We start from the raw sequence: 24,383 nt of genomic DNA, 5'->3' as shown, positions 1-24,383 counted from the left end.
CCCGATGATCGCCAGCACGGTGTTGGCCAAAGTGCCCGATGCGAAGCTGTTCCGCTCCGGCCGGGACTTTGCCGCCTGGATCGGGCTCACCGGCAAAGATCACGGCACCGGGGGCAAGCATCGCCCAGGCCGCATCTCCAAGCAGGGCGATCGCGTGCTGCGCGCGCTCTTCATCAACGGCGCCAGCGCCCATCTGCGGCAGCAGAAGGCGCGCGGCGTCAGCGATCCATGGCTGCGTGATTTGCTGGCGCGGCGGCCCTACAAGGTCGCCATGGTGGCCTTCGCCGCCAAGACCGCGCGCATCATCTGGGCCATGCTGGTCAAAGGAGAACCTTACCGCGACCGCGCGAGCGCGCCGGCTGCTGCCTAGTCGAGGGGCGACAGCCGCCGCGCTCGCGCTCATTCCTATCGGAAGGGCAATCAAGGTGTGATGGCAAATGGTCAGGAAACCGGGATCGAAACACTCCGCCACGTCATCGCGCGTCACAGCGCGCCGCAATGATTGGAATTCGATCAGCGATCTCCATCAGGGCCCGCGGTCAATGGCCGCATCTCGAGGCCGTATACATGACCGCTCCCCGATCCGCTTGCCGAAACATCAAGAAAGCCCTTGCCGACAGGGGGCCGTCCATACATGACGGGGAGGGAGTCCCTCAGGCGTCGGCGGCCTGTGCCCCATTCAGCCACTGCAAGATCTCCGCGTTGATCTCGCGCGGGTAGCAGTGGCTGAGGTCGTCGATCTCGCGATAGGTGACGTTGGCGCCGGCGGCGGCGAGCAGGCCCTGGGTCTGCCGCGCGGTCTGCACCGGGAACATCCAATCGAGCCGGCCGTGGGTGATGAAAACAGGCAGGCCGCGCAGCCGCTCGGCGTCGGCGATCTCCGCCATCAGCGGATGGAACGTCGCGGAAACCGGCGCAAGATGGGTGAAGCGCGACGCACCGTCGAGCCCACTGACATAGCTGAAGGTGCCGCCGTCGCTCATGCCGGTCAGCAGCATCCGCGTCTCGTCGATGTTCCAGCGCGCGCGCACCTGGTCGAGGATGCGATTGAGGTTCGGCGTGTCGCTGTCGCCGCCCATCAGCGCCCAGGTTTGTCCGGTCGCGGTCGGTGCGACCAGAATGGCGCCGCGGCTGCGGGCATCGCGCAGCCAGCTCCACAGGAAGCCGCGGCCGTTACCGCTGCCGCCATGCAGTGCCGTCACCAGCGGCCAGGCGCGGTCCGGCGTGTAGTATTCCGGCACGTACATCGAGAAGCCGCCGCGGCTGCCCGGCTCGTTGCCCTCATGGAAGACGCCGGTGTTGTCGTTCGGCACGGCGGCGAGTTTTGCCTGCAGCTCGGCATCCTCGCGCAGTTCAGGCGCGATAAAGAAGCCGCTCACCGGCGGCAACTCGGTCAGCGGGTAGAGCGCCTCCAGCGCCCGCGGCAGATAGCGCAGCGCGCGGAACACGCTGACGAGGTCGCCTTCGCCGTTCATCACGGCGCGCAGCCCCGCATAGCCCGCCAGCGCCGCGTCGATCGCGGCCTGCAGCGGCGCCCTGATGTGCGAGAATTGCTCCGGCCAATCGGCTAGCCGCGGCTTCACCGCGAGCAGGGCCTCGTCCGGCTCGCCCGCGATCTGCATGACGTTGCCGAACTCCGCCGGGTTGAGGTTGCGCGCGACGAACGACAGCGATTCCAGCGTCTGCAGCAGCGGCGGCAGCACGGCCACGATGTTGTCGACCACGGCCTCGCTCATCGTTTCTATCCTTGTTGATCGCTAGAGAATCGCAGCCGCAGCGCGAGCTGCGCCCCCTCTCCCGCTTGCGGGGAAGGCACAGGCGGCCTTCGGCCGCCGTACTTGAATAGGACGCCGATGCGAAGCATCGGCTATAGGTGGGGGTGTCGCCGCTCGCGAAAGCCTTTGCGTGGAGAAAGCCCCCACCCGCATTGCATCTCCGATGCAATGCGACCTCCCCCGCAAGCGGGAGAGGTGAAGAGAGCGTGATCCGCCTGAGCTTCATCGCATCGCTAATGCAGCCGCGGCGCCTTCAACAGCCGCATGCGGTCGATCGAGGTCAGCGTGACGTCGAAGGTGACGCCTTCGTGGTAGACGGTCAGCGGCACGTCGACGCCGGCCGAGCCGAGCGACCACAGCTTCTTGTAGAAGCCGGCCTGGTCCGTCACATTGTCGCCGGCGACCGCGAGGATCACGTCGCCGTTCTTCAATTCGGCGCGCGCTGCCGGTCCCTTGCTGGCGATGCCGACCACGACGATGCGGTTGTCGATCTCGGTCGTGTACATGCCGAGCCACGGCCGCGCCGGCTTGTTGACGCGGCCGAACTTGCGCAGGTCGGTGATGACGGGGCCGAGCAGATCGATCGGCACGATCATGTTGACATGCTCGGCGTGGCCCGCGCGCTCACGCTCGAGCTGCAGCGAGCCGATGCCGATCAGTTCGCCGCTGTCCGAGATCAGCCCGCAGCCGCCCCAGTTCGGATGCGACGGATGGGTGAAGATCGCTTCATCGAGCAGATATTCCCAGTAGCCGGCGAATTCCTGCTTCGCCGCGATCTGGCTCGCGACCGAACGGGTGCGGCCGCCGGCGCCGCCGACCACGACATTGTCGCCGACCCGCGCGGCCGCCGACGAGCCGATCGGCAGCGGCGCGATGTTGGGACGGCCGAGCGCCTGCACCAGGCCGAAGCCGGATTCGGAATCAAAGCCCATGGCGTGGCCCTCGACCACGCGGCCGTCGCCGAGATGCAGCCACACCGCTTCGGCCTCGGTGATCAGATAGCCGATCGTCAGCACCAGCCCGTCGTCGATCAAGACGCCGTTGCCGACGCGCTCGGTGCCGAGCGTCTCGGCGCTGAAGGCGTCGGGTGGAATGATCGAATGCAGCCCGACCACACTCATCAGCGCGCGATCGAGATCGAAGCGGTAATCTTCGGGGCGGGGCTGAAAGGCCGCTGGCACTTTCCATTCGGTCATCGAGGTCATGGAGGGTCTCCGCAGGATCGCAAAACGCGCGTATGCACACTAACGCCGTGCGACCCGAAAAGATCACGGTCCGGAACAGCGGACGCTTCTGTCATATATAACAGTGAATTGACCCGATTTCGAGATGGCACATCGCATGCCAGCCGCGGCCGGCGCGATCACCGTCAAGTCAACCGCGCCATTCCCGAAAATCGCGCCGGACTTTTTCCTCGGCGATTTCGGCGGCCTGATCCAGCCAGTTGCGCTGCTTGCGTTGCCGCCGCTTGAGATCGTCCTTCAAGCGGTCGATCCGGGACACGCCGGCGGCATGGATCGACGCGACATCGAACGCCATCGCCTTGATCAGCCTGCGCTGCAGCTTGCGCCCGGCCTCCTCGCCGAGCTCGATCTTGCGCGCATCGGCGGCGATGCGGCGCAGGATGAAGTTTTGCCGCACCTGCAGGAACGGATCCGGCGCGCGGTGCCGCCCGGTCGCGAGCGTCATGAAGTTCGATGGCGCACGGCCACCCTTGCCATGCGCCCAGCTCCACGCCGAGGGCACCAGCGCCTTCGCCTCGCGGACGATCTGGCCGCCGCGCCAATAGGCGATCGCGGCATAGCGCGGCCGTCCCAGGCTGCCGCCGCCCTTGTGCAGGATGCGGGCGAAGCGGATGCTGCCCCGCGCGACGTCGCGCGGCAGGCTGGCGCGCAGCGCAGCGGTGATCTGCGGCGGCGGCTTCGCGGTTGGAAACTTCGCGACCTCATCCCAGAAGTTCTCCGGCTTGCCTTCGCCGGGCTCGGCATAGGGTCTGAGCCAGGTCTGCCCCTCGAACAGCAGCGCCGGTTGCGGATCGTCGAGGCCCTCGCGATAGCCGTCGAGCAGCACCTCGGCCGCCTCGCGCGCGCTGATCGCAGGTCGCGGCGCGAGCCGCATGCTGGTGGCAAGCCGCACCAGATCGAGCACATAGGGCATCATTGCGGCTTCGTCGAAATCGTTGACGCCCCACACCAGCCGCCCGTCGGCGTCGCGCCAGGTGCCGAAATTCTCCAGATGCAAATCGCCGATCGCGAGCAGGCGAGGGGCATCCATCAGCTCCGGGCACCAGTCGCCGATCTTGCGCGCCCAGCGGAAATAGGTCGCGCGCAGGAAGATGAACGGAGACTTCTTCATCCTGCGGTGCTTGTACTTGATCTCGGATTTGACGACCTTGCACTGCCGGCCGAGCCAGGCCTCGAACGCCGCGTTGTCACTGCGAAACGACATGGGATTCTCGCTCGGGTTGTTGCGTGGGACAAGGGCACCCTATTTGGGGACGCATCGCAACGAAAATCCCGAAAATCGGCAATTTATTCAGATGCGCGCTACCTGCGAAAAATTCCTCCAAAATGTGAAATCCGCCCTTCCTCTCAAAGTTGTGCCGTGAGTAGAGTAAACCTCATTGGCGATTGCCGGGTCGTTCCGGCGTGCATTTGAGAAGAGACGGTAAGCCGTCTGCAGACCGTGATCTGCCCCGTTGCGTCCGATGCCTGACCGCGAGAGAGGCACAGATGGACTATCAACCGGAAAGTCCAACACCGTCCCCGAGCGAGACGAGCAAAGCTGACCCGAGCGCCGCGAAGCCAGAGGCTGCAAACGCATCCGCGCTGCCGCGCCATGCGTTGTGGTTTGCGGCTTCATACCTGCTGGCGTTCGCCGGCTTCTGGGGTGTCATCGGCGGCTGGTATTTCGGGCTGCCGGTCGGCGGCGAGATTCGTCAGGATTTGTTCACGGAACGCGGGTGGGCGCTGCGCGATTTGTTCACGACGATCCCGCATCCGGACTTTGCCGACCTGCCGTTCGTTCCGCAGCAAGCCGGCGACGGCTTCGAGGTTCGCGAGAAGTTTCGCAGCGCGTTGGGATGGAGCGAAGGCACCCTCGAGGTCAGGGTGCCGCAAGGGCCGGCGCGCGCCGCCAGCGCGCAATCCTTCTCGAAGGACAACGCCGTCGCAAATACGAAGCAGGCGCAGGTCGCAAATCAGGCCGCGCGCCCCCCTGTGTTCGCGCCGCTCTTGATTCCGTATTTCGAGACCCGGATCGCATCGGCCCGTACGGTGCTGCAACTCCGAAATCCGGATCCGGCCAGCGGGACCTGCCTCACATTTGTCAGGCAAGGTCAGAATACCGGTCCTTGCCTCGCGCTTCCGCATGACACGCCTGCGAACTCGACCACGACCTTAGCGTTTCCGACCGTCCAAATCACGCCCCTGGATTTGCAGCTGATCGATGGTGGTGTCTTCCCGGACCAGCCCGATCCGCAGCTGTTCCTTGCAAACTATGCCAGCGCGCCGCGGGTCGATCCACTATCATGGGTCTACTCCGCGACATTGGGAGCCGAAGCCGGAACTCCGCCGTCCGGCGGAAAGCAGGCAATCTGGGTTGGTGGTGAGCTCGGTGACATCTTCCGGATGACCGCCGACGCCAACGGAACGCTCGGCGTCACGCGGCTCAATGTCCCCGGAGCCGGCGCCATCAAGTTCGTGGCCTTCGTCTCGTCCGATCGCGGCTGGGCCTGGAGCGCGCAGGGGAGCGAGCGCGGGATTTCGTCGGACGCGGCGTTTCAAACCTTCAACGGCGGCGCCGGCTGGCAGTTGTTATCGTACCGCTGGCTGCCGGCGCCGTGGGTGTTCGTGGCCTTTGCCCTCGGCGCGTTCGCATTCGAGCGCGGCACCAGGGCGCGGCTCAAGCAGTTGCCGGTGGTGCCCCAGAAGCATATCGCCGACCACGGCGTGTCCGACGATCCGATCGGATTGAACGACGAGGATGCACTCGGTCTGCGGCCGATCGCGCGTTCGATGGCGAGATTCCTGCGCAACACCGAAACCAAGCCGACGGTCGCCATCGCGGTGACCGGACCATGGGGATCCGGCAAGACGTCGCTGATGAATCTGGTGCGCGAGGAACTCGGCGCGCGTGATGTCCGAACCGTATGGTTCAACGCCTGGCACAATCAGAAGGAGGACAATCTGCTTGCGGCGCTGCTCGAGGCCGTGCGCAGCCAGGCGGTGCCGCCGCTCTGGACGGTGCCCGGATTCATCTATCGGTTGCGCGTCGCCTGGAAGCGGATCGGTGCCGATCCCAATGCGACGGTCGCGCTGCTGGTCTTTGTGGGCGTCGCCCTGTGGATCGTGGCCACGCATCTGGAAATGGCGGCCAGCGTTCTCGGTCAGCTCGCGGACCGGATCGGGGCATTGCTGATGCCGGAGCCGCCTGCCGCCCGGATGGCCCCTGCGGCGGGCACGCCGGGGACGGCGTCCGCCGTCACGTCGATCGGCCTGTCGACCGGCGGAATCTCGGCCTTGATCTATGCCGGCAAGAAATTGTGGGAGCTGTTCAAGCCGCTCAAATCGATCCCGGCGGAATTGCTGTCGACGCTGGGCGGACAACCCAGCACCAAGGACATGGAGCAGCAGCTCTCGTTCCGCTATCGCTTTGCCTCCGAATTCGCGGTCTTCTGCGACACGCTGCGGCGCCCGCCGCATCCCGGGCTCGTCATCTTCATCGACGATCTCGATCGCTGCGCGCCAAAACAGACTGTCGACATCCTCGAGGCCATCAATTTCGTGACCAGCGCCGGCCGCTGCTTTGTCGTGCTCGGGCTGGACGAGAACAAGGTCAAGGCAGCGATCGCGGACTCCTACAAGGATATGACGCTGCAGCTCGACGACAGCGAGCCGTCGGGTGCGGCCGAACCGTCGCCGTCCGAATTGCGGCGCCGGCGGCTGCTGGCCCTCAATGAGTTTGCTTCGCATTATCTTGAAAAGCTGATTCACCTCGTCGTGCCCGTTCCGCGCAGCCGCGAGGACACCGTCGAGCTTCTGCTCGGCCTCAAGCGCGCCGACGCAGGACCGCCGCAGGTCGAGACCTGGCGCACGGTCGCGCGCACGATATCCGGGATGCTGAGCACGGCCCTCGTCGTTGCTCTCCTGATCGCATCGGCATGGCTCGGCGTCACCCTGGTGACGCGGTCATTGCCGACGGTGGCCGCATCCACCGCGGCGTCGAGCACCGTGCCGAGCGCCACCGTCAACGGCAATCCGTCGTCGCCTCCCGCCGTGCCGGATGCACCTGCGGCCACGACGCTGCGATCCCCGTTGACCGGCGCGCCGGTGAGCAGCCCGGAGCTCGCCAATGCCGGGCTCGGTGCACGTGGTGTGCTCGGGACGGTGCCGCCGGCCGCCATGGTTGCCGCATTCGCGCTGTTCCTGATCATCATCAGCATCCAGTTCCTGCCGCGGCTGCAGATCGAGCCTGTGGTCAGCGATAGTGCGGATTTTCAGGAGGCGTTGCGGATCTGGATCGACGGCATCACCAGGACGCGCGAAACCCCGCGCGCGATCAAGCGGTTTGTCAATCGGCTGCGGTTCATGGCGATGCGGCTGCGCGACCTGAGCACCGAAGCGGATCGGGCCGGGAAGACGCCGCCATTCACCGAGGCGGCGCTGGTCGCGATGGCGGTGACCGGTGACGTCGACGAAGAGCTGCTCGGGGCCGAGCTGGACGATCTGAGCGTCCGGATCATGGGAGGCGGCGAGCAGGCAGAGGACGCCAAGCTGGTTCAGGCTGCGCTCAGTGAGTTCCGCAGCAAGTTCGGCGATCCCTATGCCAATGCGGTGGCGCTGCCGACGTTCCGCCTGCTGGCCGGCCTCGTCGCGGAACGCCGAACCGATGCACCTGCCGGACAGGATACGACTGCGGCGACGCCACCGCCGGCATGAGGAGCGGCCGTGCTACTCCGCCCGCGCGGCTCGCGCCGGCATGATGCGGAAATTGCGGTCCTGCTTGATCCAGGCCGCGCGCTCGTCGCGCAGCAGGGTGCGGCGGACCTTTCCGGAATCGTCGCGCGGCGCGGTGCCGACGCGCTCAAAGCTTTCCGGATGCTTGTAGCGGCTCAGCCTGTCTTTGAGGAAATCGCCCATGCCGTCGGCGATCGCCTGCGCGTCCGCGCCGTCGTCGAGCTCGAGGATCGCGTGCACGCGCTGGCCGAACTCCGGATCGGGCAGTCCGACCACGACGCAGGAGCGCACGTCGGGATGTTCGCTCACGGCAGCCTCCACCTCGGCCGGATAGATGTTGGCGCCGCCGCGCAGCACCATGTCGGCGAGGCGGTCGCCGAGATAGAGATAGCCGTCGGCATCGAGCCGTCCGATATCGCCGAGCGATTCCCAGCCGTCCGGACGCCGTTTCGGCACAGCCCCGAGATAGTGATAGGTCGAGCCGGCGCCGTCATTGGGCAAAAAATAGATCTCGCCGGTCTCGCCCGGCGCGACGTCGTTGCCGTCCTCGCCGATGATGCGCAGCTTTGCGGTCTCGCCGATCTTGCCGACCGAGCCTTTGTGCGCCAGCCATTCGACGCCATTGATCACGCAGGCGCCCTGCCGCTCGGTGCCGCCATAGAGCTCCCAGATCCGTTCCGGCCCGAGCCATTCGATCCACTTCTCCTTCAGCCAGGGCGGCATCGGCGCCGCCATGTGAAACACGATTTTCAGGCTGGAGACGTCGTAGCGGCTGCGCACCTCCTCGGGCAGCGCCCAGATCCGGTGCATCATGGTCGGCACGAAATTCACCCATTGCACGCGATCACGCGCGATCAGCCTCAAGGTCTCCTCGGCGTCGAACTTCACCATGCCGGTGACCCGTCCGCCGCCGAACAGCGCGTAGTGGGACAGGATGAACGGTGCGTTGTGATACAGCGGTCCCGGATTGAGCAGCGCTGTGTCGCGCGCAATGCCGAGCGTCGCCTCGGCGGCGGTGTCGATCACGGCGGGGCCGTGGTCGAGGATCACCTTCGGCCGCCCGGTCGAGCCGCCGCTGGTCATCGCCTTCCAGTAGCGTGCGACCGGCGGATCGAGCGGTGCATCGGAAAATCCGTCCGGCACGAAGTTCGCCGGCAGCGAATTCGGCGCGTTCCAGTCGGCCTCGCCGCCGACCACCAGCGCGGGCTTGAGGATATCGAGCACGGCCGCCGCCTCGCCGCGCGGCAGCCGCCACGACAGCGAGGTCGGTGTCGCGCCGCACTTCCACACCGCAAAGCTGGTCTCGAAGAACGCATTGCTGTTGGGCAGCCCGATCGCGACGAAGTCGCCGGGCTTGACGCCCTTGGCCATGAAGGCGCGCGCCCGTGCATTGGCGCGGCGCTCGAGCTGCTCCCAGGTCAGGGTGTCCGCGCCGTGACTGACGGCGATCGCATCAGTGGGCTTGCGTTCGGCATACCAGCGCGGCACGTCGGCGAGGGGGATCAGCATGGGGCGTTTCCGTTGGGCGAGGCGCGTTGCGGCGCTCTTTGATGCAAGGCGCGCGGCCGATGCCGCGCCTTGCCAGTTCACCAAGAGAGCCGCTTCCGAGTCAAGCGCCGGGACCTCCGCGCAGCCGGTATCCCGCTGATGGGCTTGCGGAATCCCCATTCCCTAAAAGCCGCGTCAAGATTCCGGTAAAGTTCAAGCGATCGCGCTAAGCCGGGCTTTACGCGACCTCGCCAATGTGCCGGTCGTGGTTGTGCGCCGAACGGCATGGCGCGTCCATCGACGCACCCGGCGCGCAACGCCCTCAGGATCGACGACGATGACGAGCAATGGTGCACGGATCAAGGTCAGTCGCGAGCCGCGGCGCCAGCTCAACAACCGCGCGGCCTGGATCACGGTCGATGACGGCGCCACCGAGAGCGAATGCGCCGTCGTCGACGTCTCGCCCGGCGGCGCCAAGATCACGACGGCGGTGGAGTTCGACGTCAAGGACCGCCTCGCGCTGACGCTGCTCGCCGATCATTCCAAGCGCTACCCCTGCGAGGTGGTCTGGCGTCGCGGCAACACCTACGGGCTGAAGTTCGTGACGGCGGATGTGGTGGCCGAGACAGCGCCGGAGGCCGCGGATCCGGTCGGCGTGATCTAGCGCATCCAAGCATTCCAGCTTCACGAAAATTTCGTAGCCCGGATGAAGCGAAGCGAAATCCGGGAATGCTCTCACACGTTGCGCGACTACCTCCGGATTGTGCGGAGCCTGTCATCGCGCGCGCTCTTCCGGGCTACGCGCTAACGTCTTGCTACGCCGTTGCCGGTGCTGGATGTGCCGCCGATGGCGCCGGGGTCGGGCGGCAGCGCGGTGCCGCCTGTGCCGGACACCCCGACCCGCTGTCCGCTCGACGCGGGAAGCGCACTGCCGCCCACCGCGCCGGTCGGAGCGGCCCGGTCGCCGGGTCTCGGCGGCAGCGGGGTGCCGCCCGCGTTCTGCGCAAACGACTGGACCGGCGCGAGCACGAGGCACGCGGCAACGATCATGGCGAGCCTTTTCCTGAACATTCGGTAATCTCCGCATTGAGACGCGACAAAAGTCTTCGCAGCATCAACGTGGCGTTGCAGGTCGCGTTCCCCAACCGCCCTCACGTCGTTGTGGGATGCGCCGCGCGCATGCTCGCCATCAGTTGAAGCGGCGATGCCTGTCCTCGTGCGCGGGTGATGACACCGTTATTTGGCAGGCGGCGCGCAGCAAACTCCGTGTCGTCCCGGCGAAGCCCGGGACGACGCCTGGGAGAGGTTTGGGGGCAAAATCTATCCCCGTCATCCTGAGGTGCGAGCCTTGCAGCGCAATTGCGCTGCTGGGCGGGCCTCGAAGGATGAATCGGCCCGGCTGGTGGCCGTCGATCCTTCGAGGCTCGCAAGGGCTCGCACCTCAGGATGACGGGACTAACGGTAGCGCCACATACTCAATGTCGTCCTGGCATTCGCCAGGACGACGGCACGGTGCGCATCGCGCCGCCCCTACGGCGTCCACGCCATCTTCAGCACCGGGCGTCCCGAGGTCGGGTTGACGTCCTCGCCGGCATGCGCAAAGCCGTTGCGCTCGTAGAAGCGGATGGCGCGGGCGTTGTCCTTGTTGACCAGCAGCGTGACGCCGGCGGGCGACAGCCGTTTGGCCTCGTCGACCAGCGCGCCGGCGAGCGGCGAGCCCCAATGCGCGGGATCGACCACGAGCTGGTCGAGATAGCCGGTCTGGTCGATGGTGACGAAGCCGGTCAGCGCGCCGCTCTGTTCGGCGACGACGATCGCCGCCTGCGGCACCAGCTCGCTGCGCCAGCGGTCGCGCCACCATGCGACGCGCGCGTTGAAATCGATCGACGGATAGGCCTGCTGCCAGGTCTGCCGCCACAGCTCGATCGCCGCGTCCTCGTCGGCAGCACGATAAGGGCGGAGCGTGAAATCGGCTGCCACTTAGCGTTCCGTCAGCTTCAGCTCGATGCGGCGGTTGCGCTTGTAGGCCTCTTCGGTCTGCGCGGTGTCGAGCGGCTGGAATTCGGCAAAGCCGGCGGCGACCAGGCGCTGTGCCGGCACGCCGAGCGACACCAGATACTGCACCACCGAGATCGCGCGCGCCGAGGATAGCTCCCAGTTCGACTTGAACAGCGGGCTGTTGATCGGCCGCACGTCGGTGTGGCCGTCGACCCGCAGCACCCAGGCGATCTCGGTCGGGATCTTCTTGTCGAGATCGATCAGCGCGTTCGCCACGGTATCGAGCTCGGTCTTGCCCTCCGGCAACAGCGTCGCCTGACCGGTCTCGAAGAACACTTCGGACTGGAACACGAAGCGGTCGCCGACGATGCGGATATCCGGGCGGTTGCCGAGGATGGCGCGCAGCCGGCCGAAGAATTCCGAGCGGTAGCGCGACAATTCCTGCACCCGCTGCGCCAGCGCGACGTTGAGGCGCTGGCCGAGATCGGCGATCCGGCCCTGCGATTCCTTGTCGCGCTTCTCTGAGGCATCGAGCGCCTCTTCCAGCGCGGCGAGCTGGCGGCGCAGCGCGCTGATCTGCTGGTTCAAGACCTCGATCTGCGCCAGCGCCCGCGAGGTGACGCCTTTCTCGGACTCCAGCGCCTTGTTGAGCTCGCTGGCGCGGCCCTGCGCGTCACTGCCGGAGCTGGCGAGCCCCTCATAGAGCCCCTTCATGCGGTCGCGCTCGCTCTCGGCGGAGGCGAGGCCGGCGCGCAGCTGCGTCAGCTGGTCGTCGAGATTAAGCTTGCCGAGCTTCTCCAGCGACAGCAGATCATTGAGCTGCGCGATCTTGGCGGTGAGTTGCTCCAGCGCCTTGTCCTTGCCGGAAACTTCCTGGGACAGGAAGAACTGCACCACCAGGAACACCGAGAGCAGGAATACGATCGACAGCACCAGCGTCGACAGCGCGTCGACGAAGCCGGGCCAGTAGTTGAAGGCGGATTCACCGCGGCGCGAACGGGCGAGGGCCATTCAGGTTCCCTTGGTTTCCTGCGGCGCGTGGCAAACGGCCTCGATGTTGTGGCCGTCGGGATCGAGGACGAAGGCGCCGTAATAGTTTGCATGGTAGTGCGGCCGAATTCCGGGCGGTCCGTTGTCCCTGCCGCCGGCCTTGATGGCGTCCGCGTAGAACCGGTCGACGGTGGCGCGATCATTGGCCGTAAAGGCGATGTGGGCTCCGGTTTGCGACGCGTCACGGACCCCGATCCAGAAGAACGCCTTCGGCCGGATGCCGTAGCCGGCGAACGCCGTGCCCTCCGCATAGAGACGGCTGATGCCGAGCGCGCGCAGCGCCTCGTCATAAAAGGCCTTCGACCTTTCGACATCGGTGACGCCGATGGTGACGTGATCGAGCACGCTGGCCTCCGTGGCTCAACTCTTCTCGGGCTGGCGGGCGAGGCGCTCGAGCAGCCGCTTGATTTCGCGATTCTGCTCGCCCTGGCCGTCGGCCCATTCGCGGATCATCTGCTGCTCGGTGCGCATATGCGCCACCAGGCCCTGGATCGCCTCGGCGAGATTGGCCATCGCCGCGGTGGTGTTGCGGGTGCCGCCGCCTTCCTCCATCGAGGTGCGCAGCCGCTCGATCGCGCCCTGCAGGTCGGCGCCGCCGGCCCCGGCGCCTTCGCCGGAAATGCCGCGCACCGTGGTGGCGAGCCAGTCCTCGAGATCGGTGTAGAAGCGATTCTGCGCCTGGCTCGACTGCAGATCGAGGAACCCGAGGATCAGCGAGCCGGCGAGGCCGAACAGCGAGGACGAGAACGAGATGCCCATGCCGCCGAGCGGGGCGGCGAGGCCCTCCTTCAGGGTGTCGAACAGCGCCCCGGCATCGCCGCCGACCTTCAGCCCGTCGATCACCTTGCCGACCGAGCCGACCGTCTCGATCAGGCCCCAGAAGGTGCCGAGCAGGCCGAGGAACACCAGCAGCCCGGTCATGTAGCGCGAGATGTCGCGGGCCTCGTCGAGCCGGGTTGCGATCGAATCGAGCAGATGCCGCATGGTCTGCTGCGAGATCGACATCCGCCCGGAACGCTCGCCGCCGAGGATCGCCGCCATCGGGGCAAGCAGCGTCGGGCGGCGCGCGATCGCCAGCCCGGGGTCGGCGATGCGGAAATTGTTGACCCAGGCCACCTCGGGGTAGAGCCGGATCACCTGCCGGAACGTCAGGATGATGCCGATGAAGAGCACCGCGCCGATCAGGGCATTCAGCCCGGGATTGGCAAAAAACGCCGTGATGATCTGCTTGTAGAGCACGACCCCGATCAGGCCGCAGAGCACCAGGAAGACCAGCATCCGCACCAGGAAGATGCGGGGCGAGGACAATTTGCTCAGTTCGATCTCCATGTCGGAGCGGGAAGGGGGCATTGCCGGATCATCCGTTCGCGAAGGCCGCATCTGACAGCAATATGGCACAGCGGCAGAGGGAGGAAAGTGAGGAAAGGCGAATCCACCGCCCGAAGGACGAACCTTTGGTTGAGCCTGTCTGGTCTGCACCCGTTCGGTGCAGTTATCCGGGATTAACGGGCATCCCGGCGCAATCGTCCCGCGATCGGCGATCCGGACACCAGCCAACGAGGATGCGGTGATCGTAGTTGCATCATCGCGGCGCGGCGCCCGCGATTCGGGCGGCCGCCTCACAATGTTGCGCGACCCGTCAGCGAGACGACGCAAATTGCGCTTTCTCGCTCACGCATTGCTTAATGCCTTCCCACAGCCTGCAATGGAACCCGCTCACAATCCGGTGAGTCGTGAAAAGATGCGAAAATTCAGTGCGATAGGTTTGTGTGACAATGAGCCGCCGCGAAACGCATTGCGTCGCAGCAACGGGGTTTTATTTTCATGGCATCAACGCAGCGGTGTTCGTCGTGGCACCGCCGTTTGTTTGTTCACACCAATCAGGGGCGACAATCTCGATGTCTGGACTTCGCGCGCAATCGGCATGCATTGCTCTGATGCTGGCCGCGATGGCGCCACTGCTTGCCGGCTGCGATGACGCGAATACCGCAGTCGCCGCCGTGCAAGCACCCGAGCCGGACGTCAGCGTCGTCACCGTGAGGCCGCAGGCGCGCGCAATGGTGCGCGAGCTGCCGGGCCGCATCGCGCCGACCCGTGTCTCCGAGGTGCGTCCGCGCGTCTCCGGTATCATCGTCAACCGGATGTTTTCGCAGGGCAGCGAGGTGAAGGTCGGCGATCCCTTGTACCAGATCGATCCGCGCCCGTTCGAAGTCGATCTGCAGTCGGCCGAGGCCGCGCTGTCGCGCGCCAAGGCGGTGCAGGAGCAGGCCTCGCTGCAGGCCCGCCGTATTGCAACGCTGACCAGCCAGCGCGCCGCGCCGGAATCCGAGAACGAGAAGGCGATCGCGACGCTGAAGCAGGCCGAAGCCGACGTGCAGGGCCGCGAGGCCGAGGTCGCGCGCGCAAAGCTCAATCTGGATTACGCCACCATCCGTGCGCCGATCGATGGAACCATCGGCGCGGCGCTGGTCTCGGAAGGCGCGCTGGTCGTGCAGAACGACGCGTCGAGCCTCGCGACCATCCAGCAACTCGATCCGATCTACGCCGATTTCCAGCAGTCGGTCACCGAGATGAACCAGCTGCGCCGCGCCTTCGAGAACGGCGACCTCGACCGCATCGCGCCCGATGCAATGAAGGTCCGTCTCGTGCTCGACGACGGCTCGATCTATTCGGTGCCGGGCAAGCTGTTGTTCTCCGACGCCAAGGTCGACGCCTATACCGGGCAGGTGACCCTGCGCGGCGAGTTCCCGAACCCGAACCGGATCCTGCTGCCGGGCATGTATGTCCGCGTGCAGATCGAGCAGGGCATCGACAGCGACGCGATCGCGGTGCCGCAGCAGGCGGTGCAGCGCAACGGCGGCGGCGGCAGCGAGGTGTTCGTCGTCAAGGCCGACAATCACGTCGCGGTGCAGCCGGTGCGCACCGGCTCGCTGCAGGGCGGCACCTGGTTCATCACCGAGGGCCTGAAGGCCGGCGACAAGGTCGTGGTCGAAGGTTTCCAGAAGTTCGCCGCCGGCGACAAGGTCCGGCCGCTGCCGTGGCGCGAAGTCGACGCGGCTGCAGCACCGGCGGATACTCAGCAAGCCGCGCACGCGGTGCGGTGATCCGAGATGCCCGCTTTCTTCATCGACAGGCCGATCTTCGCCTGGGTCGTCGCGCTATTCATCTGTCTGATCGGCGCGATCTCGATCCCGCTGCTTGCGGTTGCGCAATATCCGATCATCGCGCCGCCCTCGATCTCGATCTCGACCAGCTATCCCGGCGCGTCGCCTGAAAACCTCTACAACAGCGTCACCCGGCTGATCGAGGAGGAGCTGAACGGCGCCGCCAACATCCTCAACTTCGAATCGACCTCCGACTCGCTCGGCCAGGTCGAGATCATCGCCAACTTCAAGCCGGGCACCGACACCAGCCAGGCCTCGGTCGAGGTGCAGAACCGCCTCAAGCGCGTCGAGGCGCGGTTGCCGCGCGCGGTGATCCAGCAGGGCATCCTGGTCGAGGAAGCATCCAGCGCGGTGCTGCAGATCATCACGCTGAACTCGACCGACGGCAGCCTCGACGAGGTTGGTCTAGGCGACTTCATGATCCGCAACGTGCTGGGCGAGGTCCGCCGCATTCCCGGCGTCGGCCGCGCCACGCTGTATTCGACCGAGCGCTCGCTTCGCATCTGGATCGATCCCGCCAAGCTGGTCGGCTACGGCCTGTCGGCGGACGACGTCAACAAGGCGATCTCGGCGCAGAACGCCCAGGTCGCCTCGGGCAGCATCGGCGCCGAGCCGAGCACCGACACGCAAAAGATTTCCGCGCAGGTGCTGGTGAAGGGCCAGCTCGCCTCGCCCGACGAGTTCGGCGCCATCATTCTGCGCGCCAATGCCGACGGCTCGACGGTGCGGCTGCGCGACGTCGCGCGGATCGAGATCGGCGGCCTGTCCTATCAGTTCAACACCCGCCTCAACGGCAAGCCGACCGCCGGCCTCTCGGTGCTGCTGTCGCCGAAGGGCAACGCGCTGGCGACCGCGAGCGCGGTCGAGGCCAAGATGAAGGAGCTGTCGCGCTTCTTCCCGGCCAACATCACTTACGAGATCCCCTACAACATCACCCCGGTGGTGAAGGCCTCGATCGAGAAGGTCCTGATGACCCTGGTCGAAGCCGTGGTGCTGGTGTTCATCGTGATGTTCCTGTTCCTGCAGAACATCCGCTACACCATCATTCCGACCATCGTGGTGCCGGTGGCGCTGCTCGGGGCCTGCGCGACGCTGATGATCGCCGGCTTCTCGATCAACATGCTGACCATGTTCGGCATGGTGCTGGCGGTCGGCATCCTGGTCGACGACGCGATCGTCGTGGTCGAGAACGTCGAACGCATCATGGCCGAGGAAGGCCTGCCGCCGAAGGAGGCCACCAAGAAGGCGATGTCGCAGATCACCGGCGCCATCATCGGCATCACGCTGGTGCTGATGGCGGTGTTCGTACCGATGGCGTTCTTCCCCGGCTCGGTCGGCATCATCTACCGCCAGTTCTCGGTTACCATGGTGGCGGCGATCGCGTTCTCGGCGCTGCTCGCGCTGTCGCTGACGCCGGCGCTGTGCGCGACCTTGCTCAAGCCGGTGCAGCAGGGCCACGGCCATGCCCGCAGGGGCGTGTTCGGCTGGTTCAACCGCGTGCTCGATTCGAGCCGCGCCGGCTATACGCGCACGGTGCAGGCCGGGCTGAAGCGCACCGGCCGGCTGATGCTGATCTATGCCGTGCTGTTCGCCGCGGTTGGGTGGGGTTTTGTGCGGCTGCCCGGCGGCTTCCTGCCGGTCGACGACCAGGGTTTTATCACCACCGACGTGCAGACGCCGTCTGAGTCGTCCTATGCGCGCACCGAATCTGCGGTCGAGAAGGTCGAAAAATACCTAAAGGACCGCGCCGGCATCGAGAACGTGACGTTCCTCACCGGCTTCAGCTTCCTCGGCCAGGGCATGAACACCGCGCAGGCCTTCATCACCTTGAAGGACTGGTCGGAGCGCGGGCCGAAGGATTCCGCGGCCGCCATCGTCGCCGACATCAACCGCGACCTGTCGTCGATCCGCGACGCCAGGATCTCGGCGCTGCAACCGCCGCCGATCGACAACCTCGGCAACTCCTCGGGCTTCTCGTTCCGCCTGCAGGACCGCGGCCAGAAGGGCTACGCGGCGCTGATCGCGGCGTCCGATCGCCTGGTCACCGAAGCCAATGCCAGCCCGGTGTTGCAGAAGGTCTATGTCGAAGGCTTGCCGCCGGCGCCGCAGGTCAATCTGATGATCGACCGTGAGAAGGCGGGCGCCTTCGGCCTCACCTTCGAGGACATCAACAACACGATCTCGACCAATCTCGGCTCGAACTACATCAACGACTTCCCGAACCGCGGGCGCATGCAGCGCGTCATCGTGCAGGCCGACAAGACCAGCCGCATGAACGCGGACGACATCCTCAATTACAATGTGAAGAACAGCCGCGGCCAGCTGGTGCCGTTCTCGGCCTTCGCCACCATCGAGTGGACCAAGGGACCGACGCAGATCGGGGGCTTCAACTATTATCCGGCGGTGCGCATCTCCGGCGAGGCGCGGCCCGGCTTTACCTCGGGCGATGCGATCGCCGAGATGGAGCGGCTCGCCGACAAGCTGCCGCGCGGCTTCGGCTATGAATGGACCGGGCAATCCTTGCAGGAAAAACTGTCGGGCTCGCAGGCGCCGTTCCTGCTGGCGCTGTCGGTGCTGGTGGTGTTCCTGCTGCTCGCCGCGCTCTATGAGAGCTGGACCATTCCGCTCGCGGTGCTGCTGACGATTCCGCTCGGCATTTTGGGCGCCGTGGTCGCCGCGACGATGCGCGGGCTGTCCAACGACGTCTATTTCACCGTCGGCCTGATCACCATCATCGGCCTCGCTGCGAAGGACGCGATCCTGATCATCGAGTTCGCCAAGGACCTGCGCGCCCAGGGCAAGCCGCTGGTCGAGGCGACGGTGGAGGCGTGCAGTCTCAGATTCCGCCCGATCCTGATGACCGGCCTTGCCTTCGTCTGCGGCGTGCTGCCGATGGCGATCGCGACCGGCGCCGGCGGCGCCAGCCAGCAGGCGCTCGGCACCTCGGTGATGGGCGGCATGATCGCCGTCGTCATCCTCGCGCTGCTCTTGGTCCCGGTGTTCTTCGTCAGCGTCCAGCGCGTGCTCGCCGGCGACCGCGAGAAGGCGGCAGAGACGGGCGAAGTCTACGGCCCGCCCGCGCCGGCCAAGGGCGCGCATTGATGCTCGAGGTTGGCGCTGTTCAACCTTGGCGCCGCTCCCGGCTTGCTTTTGCGAGCTGACCAATCCAGATTGCATCTCTGGATTGAACGGGGAGCGTGTAGGCAACCCGGAGATTGAGAGCATGTGATGCGCCCGACCGATATTGCGATCTCGAATTATCGCTCCATTCGGCGGCTCGTCATGCCCATTCAACCGCTGTCGGTCTTCGTCGGCGAGAATGGTGTCGGCAAATCCAATCTCTACAAGTCGCTGTCGCTGCTGCGTGACGCCGCGACCGGCCAGATCACGCGCACCATCGCCGACGAAGGTGGATTGAACTCGGTCTGCTGGTCCGGCATCCGCAAGCGCGGCGAGGATGGACGGCTGCGTCTGGCGGCCAGATTCGACCACGTGAAATATGCCATCGAGCTCGGATATCCCGCCCCGGTCGAGGCGGCATTTTCCGGCGAGCCGATGATCAAGTCGGAAAGCATCGAGGCGACCCACGGCAAGCGAACAGTCACGCTGATGGAGCGGACCAATTCAGTGGTCCGTGTCCGTGGCGAGAGCGGCGCCTGGTGCGAGCACAGGGAGGCGGTGCTGCCGTCGGAAACCGCGCTCGCCGGTTTTCTCGATGGCAGGGAATGTCCCGAAGTCGAGCTGATCAGAAACGCGATGCAGAGCTGGCGCTTCTATCACGATTTTCGCAGCGACCCGGCGTCGCCGATCCGAAAACCCTGTCTCGCGATCACGACGCCTGCGCTGAGCGCCGATGGCAGCGATCTGGCTGCCGCCCTGGCGACACTGTCGCTCATCAGGGAAGACACGGCCGACCTGCAGAATGCGATCGAGGACGCGTTTCCGGGTGCCGAGCTCCGCGCCTGGGAAGACAACGGCCGGTGCGAATTCGATCTGCGACTGGCGGATATGCCGCGTCCGTTCAAGGCGCACGAACTGTCCGACGGCACGCTGAAATATATCTGCCTGCTCGCCGTGTTCATGGGCTATCGGCTGCCGCCATTCATCGCGCTGAACGAACCCGAGACCAGCCTGCATCCATCGCTGCTGGGCCCGCTGGCCCGCCTGATCGCCAAGGCGTCCCGCCGCGCCGACGTCTGGATCGTCACCCATTCGGAACCTCTGATGGAGGCGTTGCGCAGCGAGAGCTCGGTCCCGCTTCGCCGGGTGATCAAGGAAAAGGGCGCCACGACCATCGAAGGCTTGACCATCGCTGGTGAATTTCGCGACGAGGACGACGACGAGGATGACGATTAGATCGTGAACCCATAAGTTACGCGACCGGCTTAGCTCCGCGAGTATCCAGCCCAATCAGGAACGCTCAACTATGCTCACCGTCTATGGCGAAGGTCGTGGCTTCCGCGTTGTCTGGCTGCTCGAGGAATTGGGATTGGCCTATCGGCTGCGCCCGGTCGATGTACTGGCCGTCGAGAATGATCGCGATTTCCTCGCGATCAACCCCGGCGGCTTCATTCCCGCACTGCAGGACGGCGAGACGATCATGGTCGAATCGATCGCGATCCTCGAGTACCTGCTCGCCCGCCACGGCTCAGGTTCGCTTGCCGTCGCCCCCGACGATCCCGCGTTCGCGTCCTATCTGCAGTTTCTCCACATGGGCGAGGCCGGGCTCGCCGGGCCGATGAACGCCGTCCTTGTCGGCCGCCAACTGGCACCCGAAGCCGAGCGAGGTGCCCGGGTGACCTGCTGGGCATTCGAGACCTTCGAGAGCCGGCTGGGGCTCGTGATCCGCCGCCTCGCGGACCACCCCTATCTCGCCGGCGACCGCTTCACCGCTGCCGATATCTCGGTGAGCTACGCCCTGCTGCTCGGCCTGCGAACCGGCAACTACGTCCCCGGTCCGACCGAGCGGGACTATCTCGCCCGCACGACGGCACGCCCTGCCTACGCCCGAGCGATGGACAGCTGCCAGGCCACCAAGGCTTGGGCGGCGAGATCGCCGGGACTGTAGCGCTACTGCCCGAGCGGCTTCAAAATCTTGATCAGCTCGCCGTGCACGAACTCGTTGCCGCAGACGACGTGGCCGGTCTGCAGCGGGTCGTCATTGCCCTGGATGCCGGAGACGGTGCCGCCGGCCTCGCGCACCATGATCTGGCCGGCCGCGATGTCCCAGGGCTGCAAATTGCGCTCCCAGTAGCCGTCGAGCCGGCCGGCGGCGACGAAGGCGAGGTCGAGCGAGGCGGCGCCGAAGCGGCGGAAGCCCGCGACCTTGGTCTGCAGCGCGGCCATCTCCTGCAGCGCGACCTGATGGTTGCCGCGGCCGATATGCGGCAGGCCGCAGGCGATCACGCATTCGTTGAGCTGGCGGCGGCCGGCCACCCGCAGCCGCTGGTCGTTGAGGAACGCGCCCTTGCCGCGCTCGGCAGTGTAGAGCTCGTCATTGGCCGGATTGTAGATCACGCCCGCGATCACCGTGCCTTCCCGCGCCAGGGCGATCGAGATCGCGAATTGCGGGATGCCGTGCAGGAAGTTGGTGGTGCCGTCGAGCGGATCGACGATCCAGGTGTGGCTCTTGTCGGAGCCTTCGCGGTGCCCGCCTTCCTCGCCGTGAAAACCGTAGCCGGGCCGGGCCTTCTCGAGGTCGGCGTAGAGCATCTCCTCGGCGCGCTTGTCGGCCAGCGAGACGAAGTTCGCCGGGCCCTTCAGCGAGACCTGGAGATGCTCGATCTCGCCGAGGTCGCGCTTGAGGCTGCGGCCGGCGCGCCGCGCGGCCTTGACCATGACATTGATGAGGGCGGAGTAGAGCATGATGTGTACTGACTCGAGAATGTTGGATGTGTCGGCGCTGGCAGCGCAGGGAGTTCTCTCCCCGTCATCCTGAGGAGCGCGGAACGCGCGTCTCGAAGGATCGACGGCCACCAGCCGGGCCGTGCATCCTTCGAGGCTCGCTCCGCTCGCACCTCAGGATGACGGGGTGGGAGGGGAACTGCCTTGGATTTGCCGGACTGGGTGCCCTCTGGAAGTGGCGCCGTCAAGGCGTCATTTGACGTTGTTTCCGATCCATTTTCGCGCCGCGGCCTCCGCCTTGGCGCGGTCCGCGGGGGGCATGTCGGCGAGGATGTCGTCGAGGTCGGGATCGCCCTTGCCGGCGGTCTTGGCGACGGTGTGCCATTTCAGCGCCTCGACCTTGTCGACCGCCGCGCCGGCGCCGGTCGCCAGCACGCGGGCGAGGCGGTTCTGCGCGATCGGACTGTTCTGCCGGGCCGCCTTGCGCAGCAGCGCAATCGCCGCCGGCACGTTTCGCGGCGTGCCGCTGCCGTTGTACAGCGCGATGGCATATTCGACCTCGGCGTCGACATTGTCGGCCAGCGAGGCCGCCTGCAGCAGCCGCACCGCCTTTTCGAGGTCCTTCGGCACCCCGGTGCCTTCCTTGTAGAACGTCGCCAGCGCGTATTGCGCCTCGGGGTTGCCGGCATCCGCCGCCATCCGCAGCAGCTCGGCGGAGCGGCGGAGGTCCTGCGGCAGGGTCTGGCCGTCGAGATAGAGCAGCGCGAGGTTATAGGCCGCCTTGGGCTCGCCGAGCTTGGCCGACGACGCCAACAGCTTGACCGCGGCATCCTTGTCCACCGGGCCGCCGCGGCCGGCGATCTTCATCATCGCCAGCGCGAACATCGCCTCGCGGTCGCCGGCGTCGGCGGCGCGCTTGTACCAGTCGTCGGCCTTGACGTAGTCGCGCTTGACGCCGAGCCCGTTGGCATAGAGCTCACCCAGCATCGTCATCGCCTTGGGATCGTTGTTGCTCTGCGCCCGCGCGGTCGCGAGGTCGAACGCGGTCTTGTACATGCCGCGCTGATAGGCGCCGAACACGAGGTCGACATTGGGATCGTCAGCGGCGGCCTGGGTCGGCGTGGGCGAGGGCGTCGGGGTCGGCGTTGCGGTGGCGGCCGGTTTCGGCGCGGGCTTCTTGACGACCGGCGCATGGACCTTCGGCTTGGTCTCCTTCGGCGCCTCCTTCTTCGCGGGCGGCGTCTGGGCCGGAGGCGTGATCGAGAGCTGCGCCATCGCGCCGCTCGCCAGCATCGTGCAGCCGAGCGCAACACCTATCGGACGCAGGCACTTCATTCCGGCGTCATCCCTCAGCCTCTCCTTGGGCCTTGGCCTTTCCGAATGTCGTGGCGTGCGCCTGCGCGATCGCTTCGCCGATCTCGATCAAGGCCGTCTTCGGGCCGCGCGGATCGGCCCAGATGAAGTCGCCGACCAGCACGAAATCCGCACCGGCGGCCGCAAATTCCTCGGCCTCCGCGCGCGAGGTGGCAAAGCCGACGCAAGGCGGCTCGAACAATTCGTCCCACCATTGCAGCCGCTCGGCGATCGCCTCGCTCGACGGCCGCTGTCCTTTTGCGTCCGGCTCGCCGAACAGCACATAGTCGGCGCCGGCTTCGCCCGCCGCCATCGAATCGTGGCGGGTCGCAAGCCCGCCGACGCCGACGATGCGGTCCGGCTTCAGCGACGGCGTGGCGTCTTCCATGGCCGCAAGGCCGGTCAGATGCGCGCCATCGGCGCCGCCGCGCGCGACGATGTCGGGATGGCCATCGACCAGCAGCGCCGCGCCCGCGTTCTGGATCGCAGGCGCCAGCGCCTTGATGCGGGTGATCATGGTGCGCTGGTCGGTCTCGACCAGCCGTACCAGCACCGCGGCGACATCGGCCGCGGCCAGCAGCTCCGGCAGCGCGGCCACAAGCTCGGCCGGCTCCGCGACCTCTGGCGTCGCCAGATAGAGCCGCGGCGCCGGCCGCGGCGGAACGGGTTTTGTCGCCAACTATGCCGCCTGTTGTTCCAGGCCGGCGTCCCATTTGCCGGTGCTCGCAAGGCCGTTCATCCTGGCGCGATGCGAGAAGGCGCGCTGGCCCGCCGGCACGTTCTCGGCCTTGCCGGACCACGCCTTCTGCGGCGCGGCCTGCAGGGCGCGGCCGTAGGAGAAGGTGAGGCCCCAGGGCAGATTGCCGATCTTGTTCATGGCGTCGAGATGCGCGGTCGCCTCCTCGTCGCTCTGGCCGCCGGAGAGGAAGGCGATGCCGGGCACCGCCGCCGGCACGCAGCTCTTGAGCAGGCGCACCGTCTTCTCGGCGACTTCCTGCACCGAGGCCTGCTTCGGGCACTTCTTGCCCGATATGGCCATGTTCGGCTTCAGGATCATGCCTTCGAGGGCGACGCGCTGCACCCGCAATTCCTGGAAGGTGCGGTTCAGCACGCGCTGCGTCACCTCGTAACAGCGGTCGATGTCGTGATCGCCGTCCATCAGCACTTCCGGCTCGACGATCGGCACGATCTGCGCGGCCTGGCACAGCGCGGCATAGCGCGCCAGCGCATGCGCGTTGACGCGGATCGCGGTCATGGTGGGGATGCCCCGGCCGCCAGTGCCGCTGCCGCCGCCGCCCGAGCCGATGTCGATCACCGCGCGCCACTTCGCGAAGCGCGCGCCGCGCTCGTAATATTTCTTCAGTCGCTCGGCGAGCTTGTCGAGGCCGACGGTGACGAGCTCGCCGGGGCAGCCGGGCAGGGGCTGGGTGCCCTCGTCGACCTTGATGCCGGGAATGCTGCCGGCCTGTTCGATCAGCTTGACCAGCGGCGTGCCGTCCTTCGCGTTCTGCCAGATCGTCTCGTCATAGAGGATGACGCCGGAGATGTACTTGCTCATCGCGTCCTGGGAGCGGAACAGCATCTCGCGATAGTCGCGGCGGTTGTCCTCGGTCGATTCGACCTTGATGGCGTCGAACCGCTTCTTGATCGTGCCGGAAGATTCATCGGCAGCGAGGATGCCCTTGCCGGGGGCGACCATGGCAAGCGCAACTTTGTTGAGGTCAGCGAGGTTCATTTGGCGTCCTCCAGAGCGA

General features: G+C 66.3%; 20 protein-coding genes. 7 read left to right on the top strand and 13 right to left on the bottom strand.

Annotated features, from left to right (window positions below):
• Nucleotides 1-370 (top strand): transposase (locus tag CI41S_RS11085; RefSeq protein WP_139858986.1); only part of this gene is annotated, 370 nt, incomplete at its 5' end.
• A 283-nt stretch (nucleotides 371-653) separates the two neighbouring features.
• Here CI41S_RS11085 and CI41S_RS11080 read toward each other — a convergent pair.
• The 3 genes from CI41S_RS11080 to CI41S_RS11070 form a co-directional block, all read right to left on the bottom strand.
• On the bottom strand, nucleotides 654-1,736 hold the full coding sequence (locus CI41S_RS11080) for a carboxylesterase family protein (protein ID WP_139858985.1): 1,083 nt from the start codon (nucleotides 1,734-1,736) through the stop codon (nucleotides 654-656).
• 272 nt (nucleotides 1,737-2,008) lie between these two features.
• Nucleotides 2,009-2,980, bottom strand: coding sequence for a S1C family serine protease (locus CI41S_RS11075; RefSeq protein WP_139480550.1), 972 nt, complete (start codon nucleotides 2,978-2,980; stop codon nucleotides 2,009-2,011).
• Between the two features lie 169 nt (nucleotides 2,981-3,149).
• Nucleotides 3,150-4,223 (bottom strand): DUF2252 family protein, encoded by a 1,074-nt coding sequence (locus CI41S_RS11070; protein WP_139858984.1) that lies wholly within the window; start codon nucleotides 4,221-4,223, stop codon nucleotides 3,150-3,152.
• A 284-nt stretch (nucleotides 4,224-4,507) separates the two neighbouring features.
• On the opposite strand from CI41S_RS11070, the gene CI41S_RS11065 reads away from it, so the two are divergent.
• Nucleotides 4,508-7,714: a KAP family P-loop NTPase fold protein gene (locus tag CI41S_RS11065; RefSeq protein WP_139858983.1), complete on the top strand. Its 3,207-nt coding sequence runs from the start codon at nucleotides 4,508-4,510 to the stop codon at nucleotides 7,712-7,714.
• Nucleotides 7,715-7,726: 12 nt separating this feature from the next.
• On the opposite strand, the gene CI41S_RS11060 is transcribed toward CI41S_RS11065, so the two are convergent.
• Complete coding sequence (locus tag CI41S_RS11060) at nucleotides 7,727-9,241, bottom strand: AMP-binding protein (protein WP_139858982.1); 1,515 nt, start codon at nucleotides 9,239-9,241, stop codon at nucleotides 7,727-7,729.
• 316 nt (nucleotides 9,242-9,557) lie between these two features.
• On the opposite strand from CI41S_RS11060, the gene CI41S_RS11055 reads away from it, so the two are divergent.
• The gene (locus CI41S_RS11055; RefSeq protein ID WP_139480554.1) at nucleotides 9,558-9,884 is read left to right on the top strand and encodes a PilZ domain-containing protein; all 327 of its coding nucleotides are present in this window, start codon (nucleotides 9,558-9,560) and stop codon (nucleotides 9,882-9,884) included.
• Between the two features lie 140 nt (nucleotides 9,885-10,024).
• Here CI41S_RS11055 and CI41S_RS11050 read toward each other — a convergent pair whose 3' ends face one another.
• The 5 genes from CI41S_RS11050 to CI41S_RS11030 all read right to left on the bottom strand — a co-directional run bounded on the left by CI41S_RS11050 (nucleotide 10,025) and on the right by CI41S_RS11030 (nucleotide 13,618).
• Nucleotides 10,025-10,291, bottom strand: coding sequence for a hypothetical protein (locus CI41S_RS11050; RefSeq protein ID WP_139480555.1), 267 nt, complete (start codon nucleotides 10,289-10,291; stop codon nucleotides 10,025-10,027).
• A gap of 459 nt (nucleotides 10,292-10,750) precedes the next feature.
• Nucleotides 10,751-11,200, bottom strand: a complete 450-nt coding sequence (locus CI41S_RS11045) for a GNAT family N-acetyltransferase (RefSeq protein WP_139858981.1) — start codon at nucleotides 11,198-11,200, stop codon at nucleotides 10,751-10,753.
• Nucleotides 11,201-12,229 carry a peptidoglycan -binding protein gene (locus CI41S_RS11040; RefSeq protein ID WP_139480557.1) on the bottom strand — a complete coding sequence of 343 codons (1,029 nt, stop codon included), beginning with the start codon at nucleotides 12,227-12,229 and terminating at the stop codon, nucleotides 11,201-11,203.
• Nucleotides 12,230-12,613 carry a VOC family protein gene (locus CI41S_RS11035; protein WP_139858980.1) on the bottom strand — a complete coding sequence of 128 codons (384 nt, stop codon included), beginning with the start codon at nucleotides 12,611-12,613 and terminating at the stop codon, nucleotides 12,230-12,232. It abuts the gene before it with no gap.
• Between the two features lie 15 nt (nucleotides 12,614-12,628).
• A complete protein-coding gene (locus CI41S_RS11030; RefSeq protein WP_139858979.1) occupies nucleotides 12,629-13,618 on the bottom strand; it encodes a flagellar motor protein MotA in 990 nt (329 codons plus the stop codon).
• Nucleotides 13,619-14,166: 548 nt separating this feature from the next.
• On the opposite strand from CI41S_RS11030, the gene CI41S_RS11025 reads away from it, so the two are divergent.
• From CI41S_RS11025 to CI41S_RS11010, 4 genes are all read left to right on the top strand, one after another.
• Nucleotides 14,167-15,372, top strand: a complete 1,206-nt coding sequence (locus CI41S_RS11025) for an efflux RND transporter periplasmic adaptor subunit (protein ID WP_139858978.1) — start codon at nucleotides 14,167-14,169, stop codon at nucleotides 15,370-15,372.
• 6 nt (nucleotides 15,373-15,378) lie between these two features.
• A complete protein-coding gene (locus CI41S_RS11020) occupies nucleotides 15,379-18,534 on the top strand; it encodes a multidrug efflux RND transporter permease subunit (RefSeq protein WP_139858977.1) in 3,156 nt (1,051 codons plus the stop codon).
• A 126-nt stretch (nucleotides 18,535-18,660) separates the two neighbouring features.
• On the top strand, nucleotides 18,661-19,788 hold the full coding sequence (locus CI41S_RS11015) for an AAA family ATPase (protein ID WP_139858976.1): 1,128 nt from the start codon (nucleotides 18,661-18,663) through the stop codon (nucleotides 19,786-19,788).
• Between the two features lie 70 nt (nucleotides 19,789-19,858).
• Nucleotides 19,859-20,500, top strand: a complete 642-nt coding sequence (locus tag CI41S_RS11010; RefSeq protein WP_139858975.1) for a glutathione S-transferase family protein — start codon at nucleotides 19,859-19,861, stop codon at nucleotides 20,498-20,500.
• 2 nt (nucleotides 20,501-20,502) lie between these two features.
• Here the strand turns inward: CI41S_RS11010 and CI41S_RS11005 are convergent, their stop codons facing one another.
• The 4 genes from CI41S_RS11005 to CI41S_RS10990 form a co-directional block, all read right to left on the bottom strand.
• The gene (locus tag CI41S_RS11005; protein WP_139858974.1) at nucleotides 20,503-21,297 is read right to left on the bottom strand and encodes an inositol monophosphatase family protein; all 795 of its coding nucleotides are present in this window, start codon (nucleotides 21,295-21,297) and stop codon (nucleotides 20,503-20,505) included.
• 231 nt (nucleotides 21,298-21,528) lie between these two features.
• Nucleotides 21,529-22,611: a tetratricopeptide repeat protein gene (locus CI41S_RS11000; RefSeq protein ID WP_172627986.1), complete on the bottom strand. Its 1,083-nt coding sequence runs from the start codon at nucleotides 22,609-22,611 to the stop codon at nucleotides 21,529-21,531.
• 7 nt (nucleotides 22,612-22,618) lie between these two features.
• Nucleotides 22,619-23,308 carry a thiamine phosphate synthase gene (locus CI41S_RS10995; RefSeq protein WP_139858973.1) on the bottom strand — a complete coding sequence of 230 codons (690 nt, stop codon included), beginning with the start codon at nucleotides 23,306-23,308 and terminating at the stop codon, nucleotides 22,619-22,621.
• On the bottom strand, nucleotides 23,309-24,364 hold the full coding sequence (locus CI41S_RS10990; protein ID WP_139858972.1) for a class I fructose-bisphosphate aldolase: 1,056 nt from the start codon (nucleotides 24,362-24,364) through the stop codon (nucleotides 23,309-23,311).
• Nucleotides 24,365-24,383 lie beyond the last annotated feature (19 nt).

Origin of the sequence: Bradyrhizobium ivorense, from assembly GCF_900696085.1 — a bacterium.
GTDB classification, from domain to species: domain Bacteria; phylum Pseudomonadota; class Alphaproteobacteria; order Rhizobiales; family Xanthobacteraceae; genus Bradyrhizobium; species Bradyrhizobium ivorense.
The sequence above is the reverse complement of the archived record's forward strand: the minus strand, read 5'-3'. Positions and strand labels throughout refer to the sequence as shown.

Excerpts from the sequence above, each read along its gene's own strand:
- CI41S_RS11010 (WP_139858975.1), top strand. The coding sequence starts at position 19,859 with ATGCTCACCGTCTATGGCGAAGGTCGTGGCTTCCGCGTTGTCTGGCTG.
- CI41S_RS11050 (WP_139480555.1), bottom strand. The coding sequence starts at position 10,291 with ATGTTCAGGAAAAGGCTCGCCATGATCGTTGCCGCGTGCCTCGTGCTC.
- CI41S_RS11080 (WP_139858985.1), bottom strand. The coding sequence starts at position 1,736 with ATGAGCGAGGCCGTGGTCGACAACATCGTGGCCGTGCTGCCGCCGCTG.
- CI41S_RS11000 (WP_172627986.1), bottom strand. The coding sequence starts at position 22,611 with ATGAAGTGCCTGCGTCCGATAGGTGTTGCGCTCGGCTGCACGATGCTG.
- CI41S_RS11025 (WP_139858978.1), top strand. The coding sequence starts at position 14,167 with ATGTCTGGACTTCGCGCGCAATCGGCATGCATTGCTCTGATGCTGGCC.
- CI41S_RS11040 (WP_139480557.1), bottom strand. The coding sequence starts at position 12,229 with ATGGCCCTCGCCCGTTCGCGCCGCGGTGAATCCGCCTTCAACTACTGG.
- CI41S_RS10990 (WP_139858972.1), bottom strand. The coding sequence starts at position 24,364 with ATGAACCTCGCTGACCTCAACAAAGTTGCGCTTGCCATGGTCGCCCCC.
- CI41S_RS11075 (WP_139480550.1), bottom strand. The coding sequence starts at position 2,980 with ATGACCTCGATGACCGAATGGAAAGTGCCAGCGGCCTTTCAGCCCCGC.
- CI41S_RS11030 (WP_139858979.1), bottom strand. The coding sequence starts at position 13,618 with ATGCCCCCTTCCCGCTCCGACATGGAGATCGAACTGAGCAAATTGTCC.
- CI41S_RS11070 (WP_139858984.1), bottom strand. The coding sequence starts at position 4,223 with ATGTCGTTTCGCAGTGACAACGCGGCGTTCGAGGCCTGGCTCGGCCGG.
- CI41S_RS11020 (WP_139858977.1), top strand. The coding sequence starts at position 15,379 with ATGCCCGCTTTCTTCATCGACAGGCCGATCTTCGCCTGGGTCGTCGCG.
- CI41S_RS11055 (WP_139480554.1), top strand. The coding sequence starts at position 9,558 with ATGACGAGCAATGGTGCACGGATCAAGGTCAGTCGCGAGCCGCGGCGC.
- CI41S_RS11005 (WP_139858974.1), bottom strand. The coding sequence starts at position 21,297 with ATGCTCTACTCCGCCCTCATCAATGTCATGGTCAAGGCCGCGCGGCGC.
- CI41S_RS11065 (WP_139858983.1), top strand. The coding sequence starts at position 4,508 with ATGGACTATCAACCGGAAAGTCCAACACCGTCCCCGAGCGAGACGAGC.
- CI41S_RS11015 (WP_139858976.1), top strand. The coding sequence starts at position 18,661 with ATGCGCCCGACCGATATTGCGATCTCGAATTATCGCTCCATTCGGCGG.
- CI41S_RS11060 (WP_139858982.1), bottom strand. The coding sequence starts at position 9,241 with ATGCTGATCCCCCTCGCCGACGTGCCGCGCTGGTATGCCGAACGCAAG.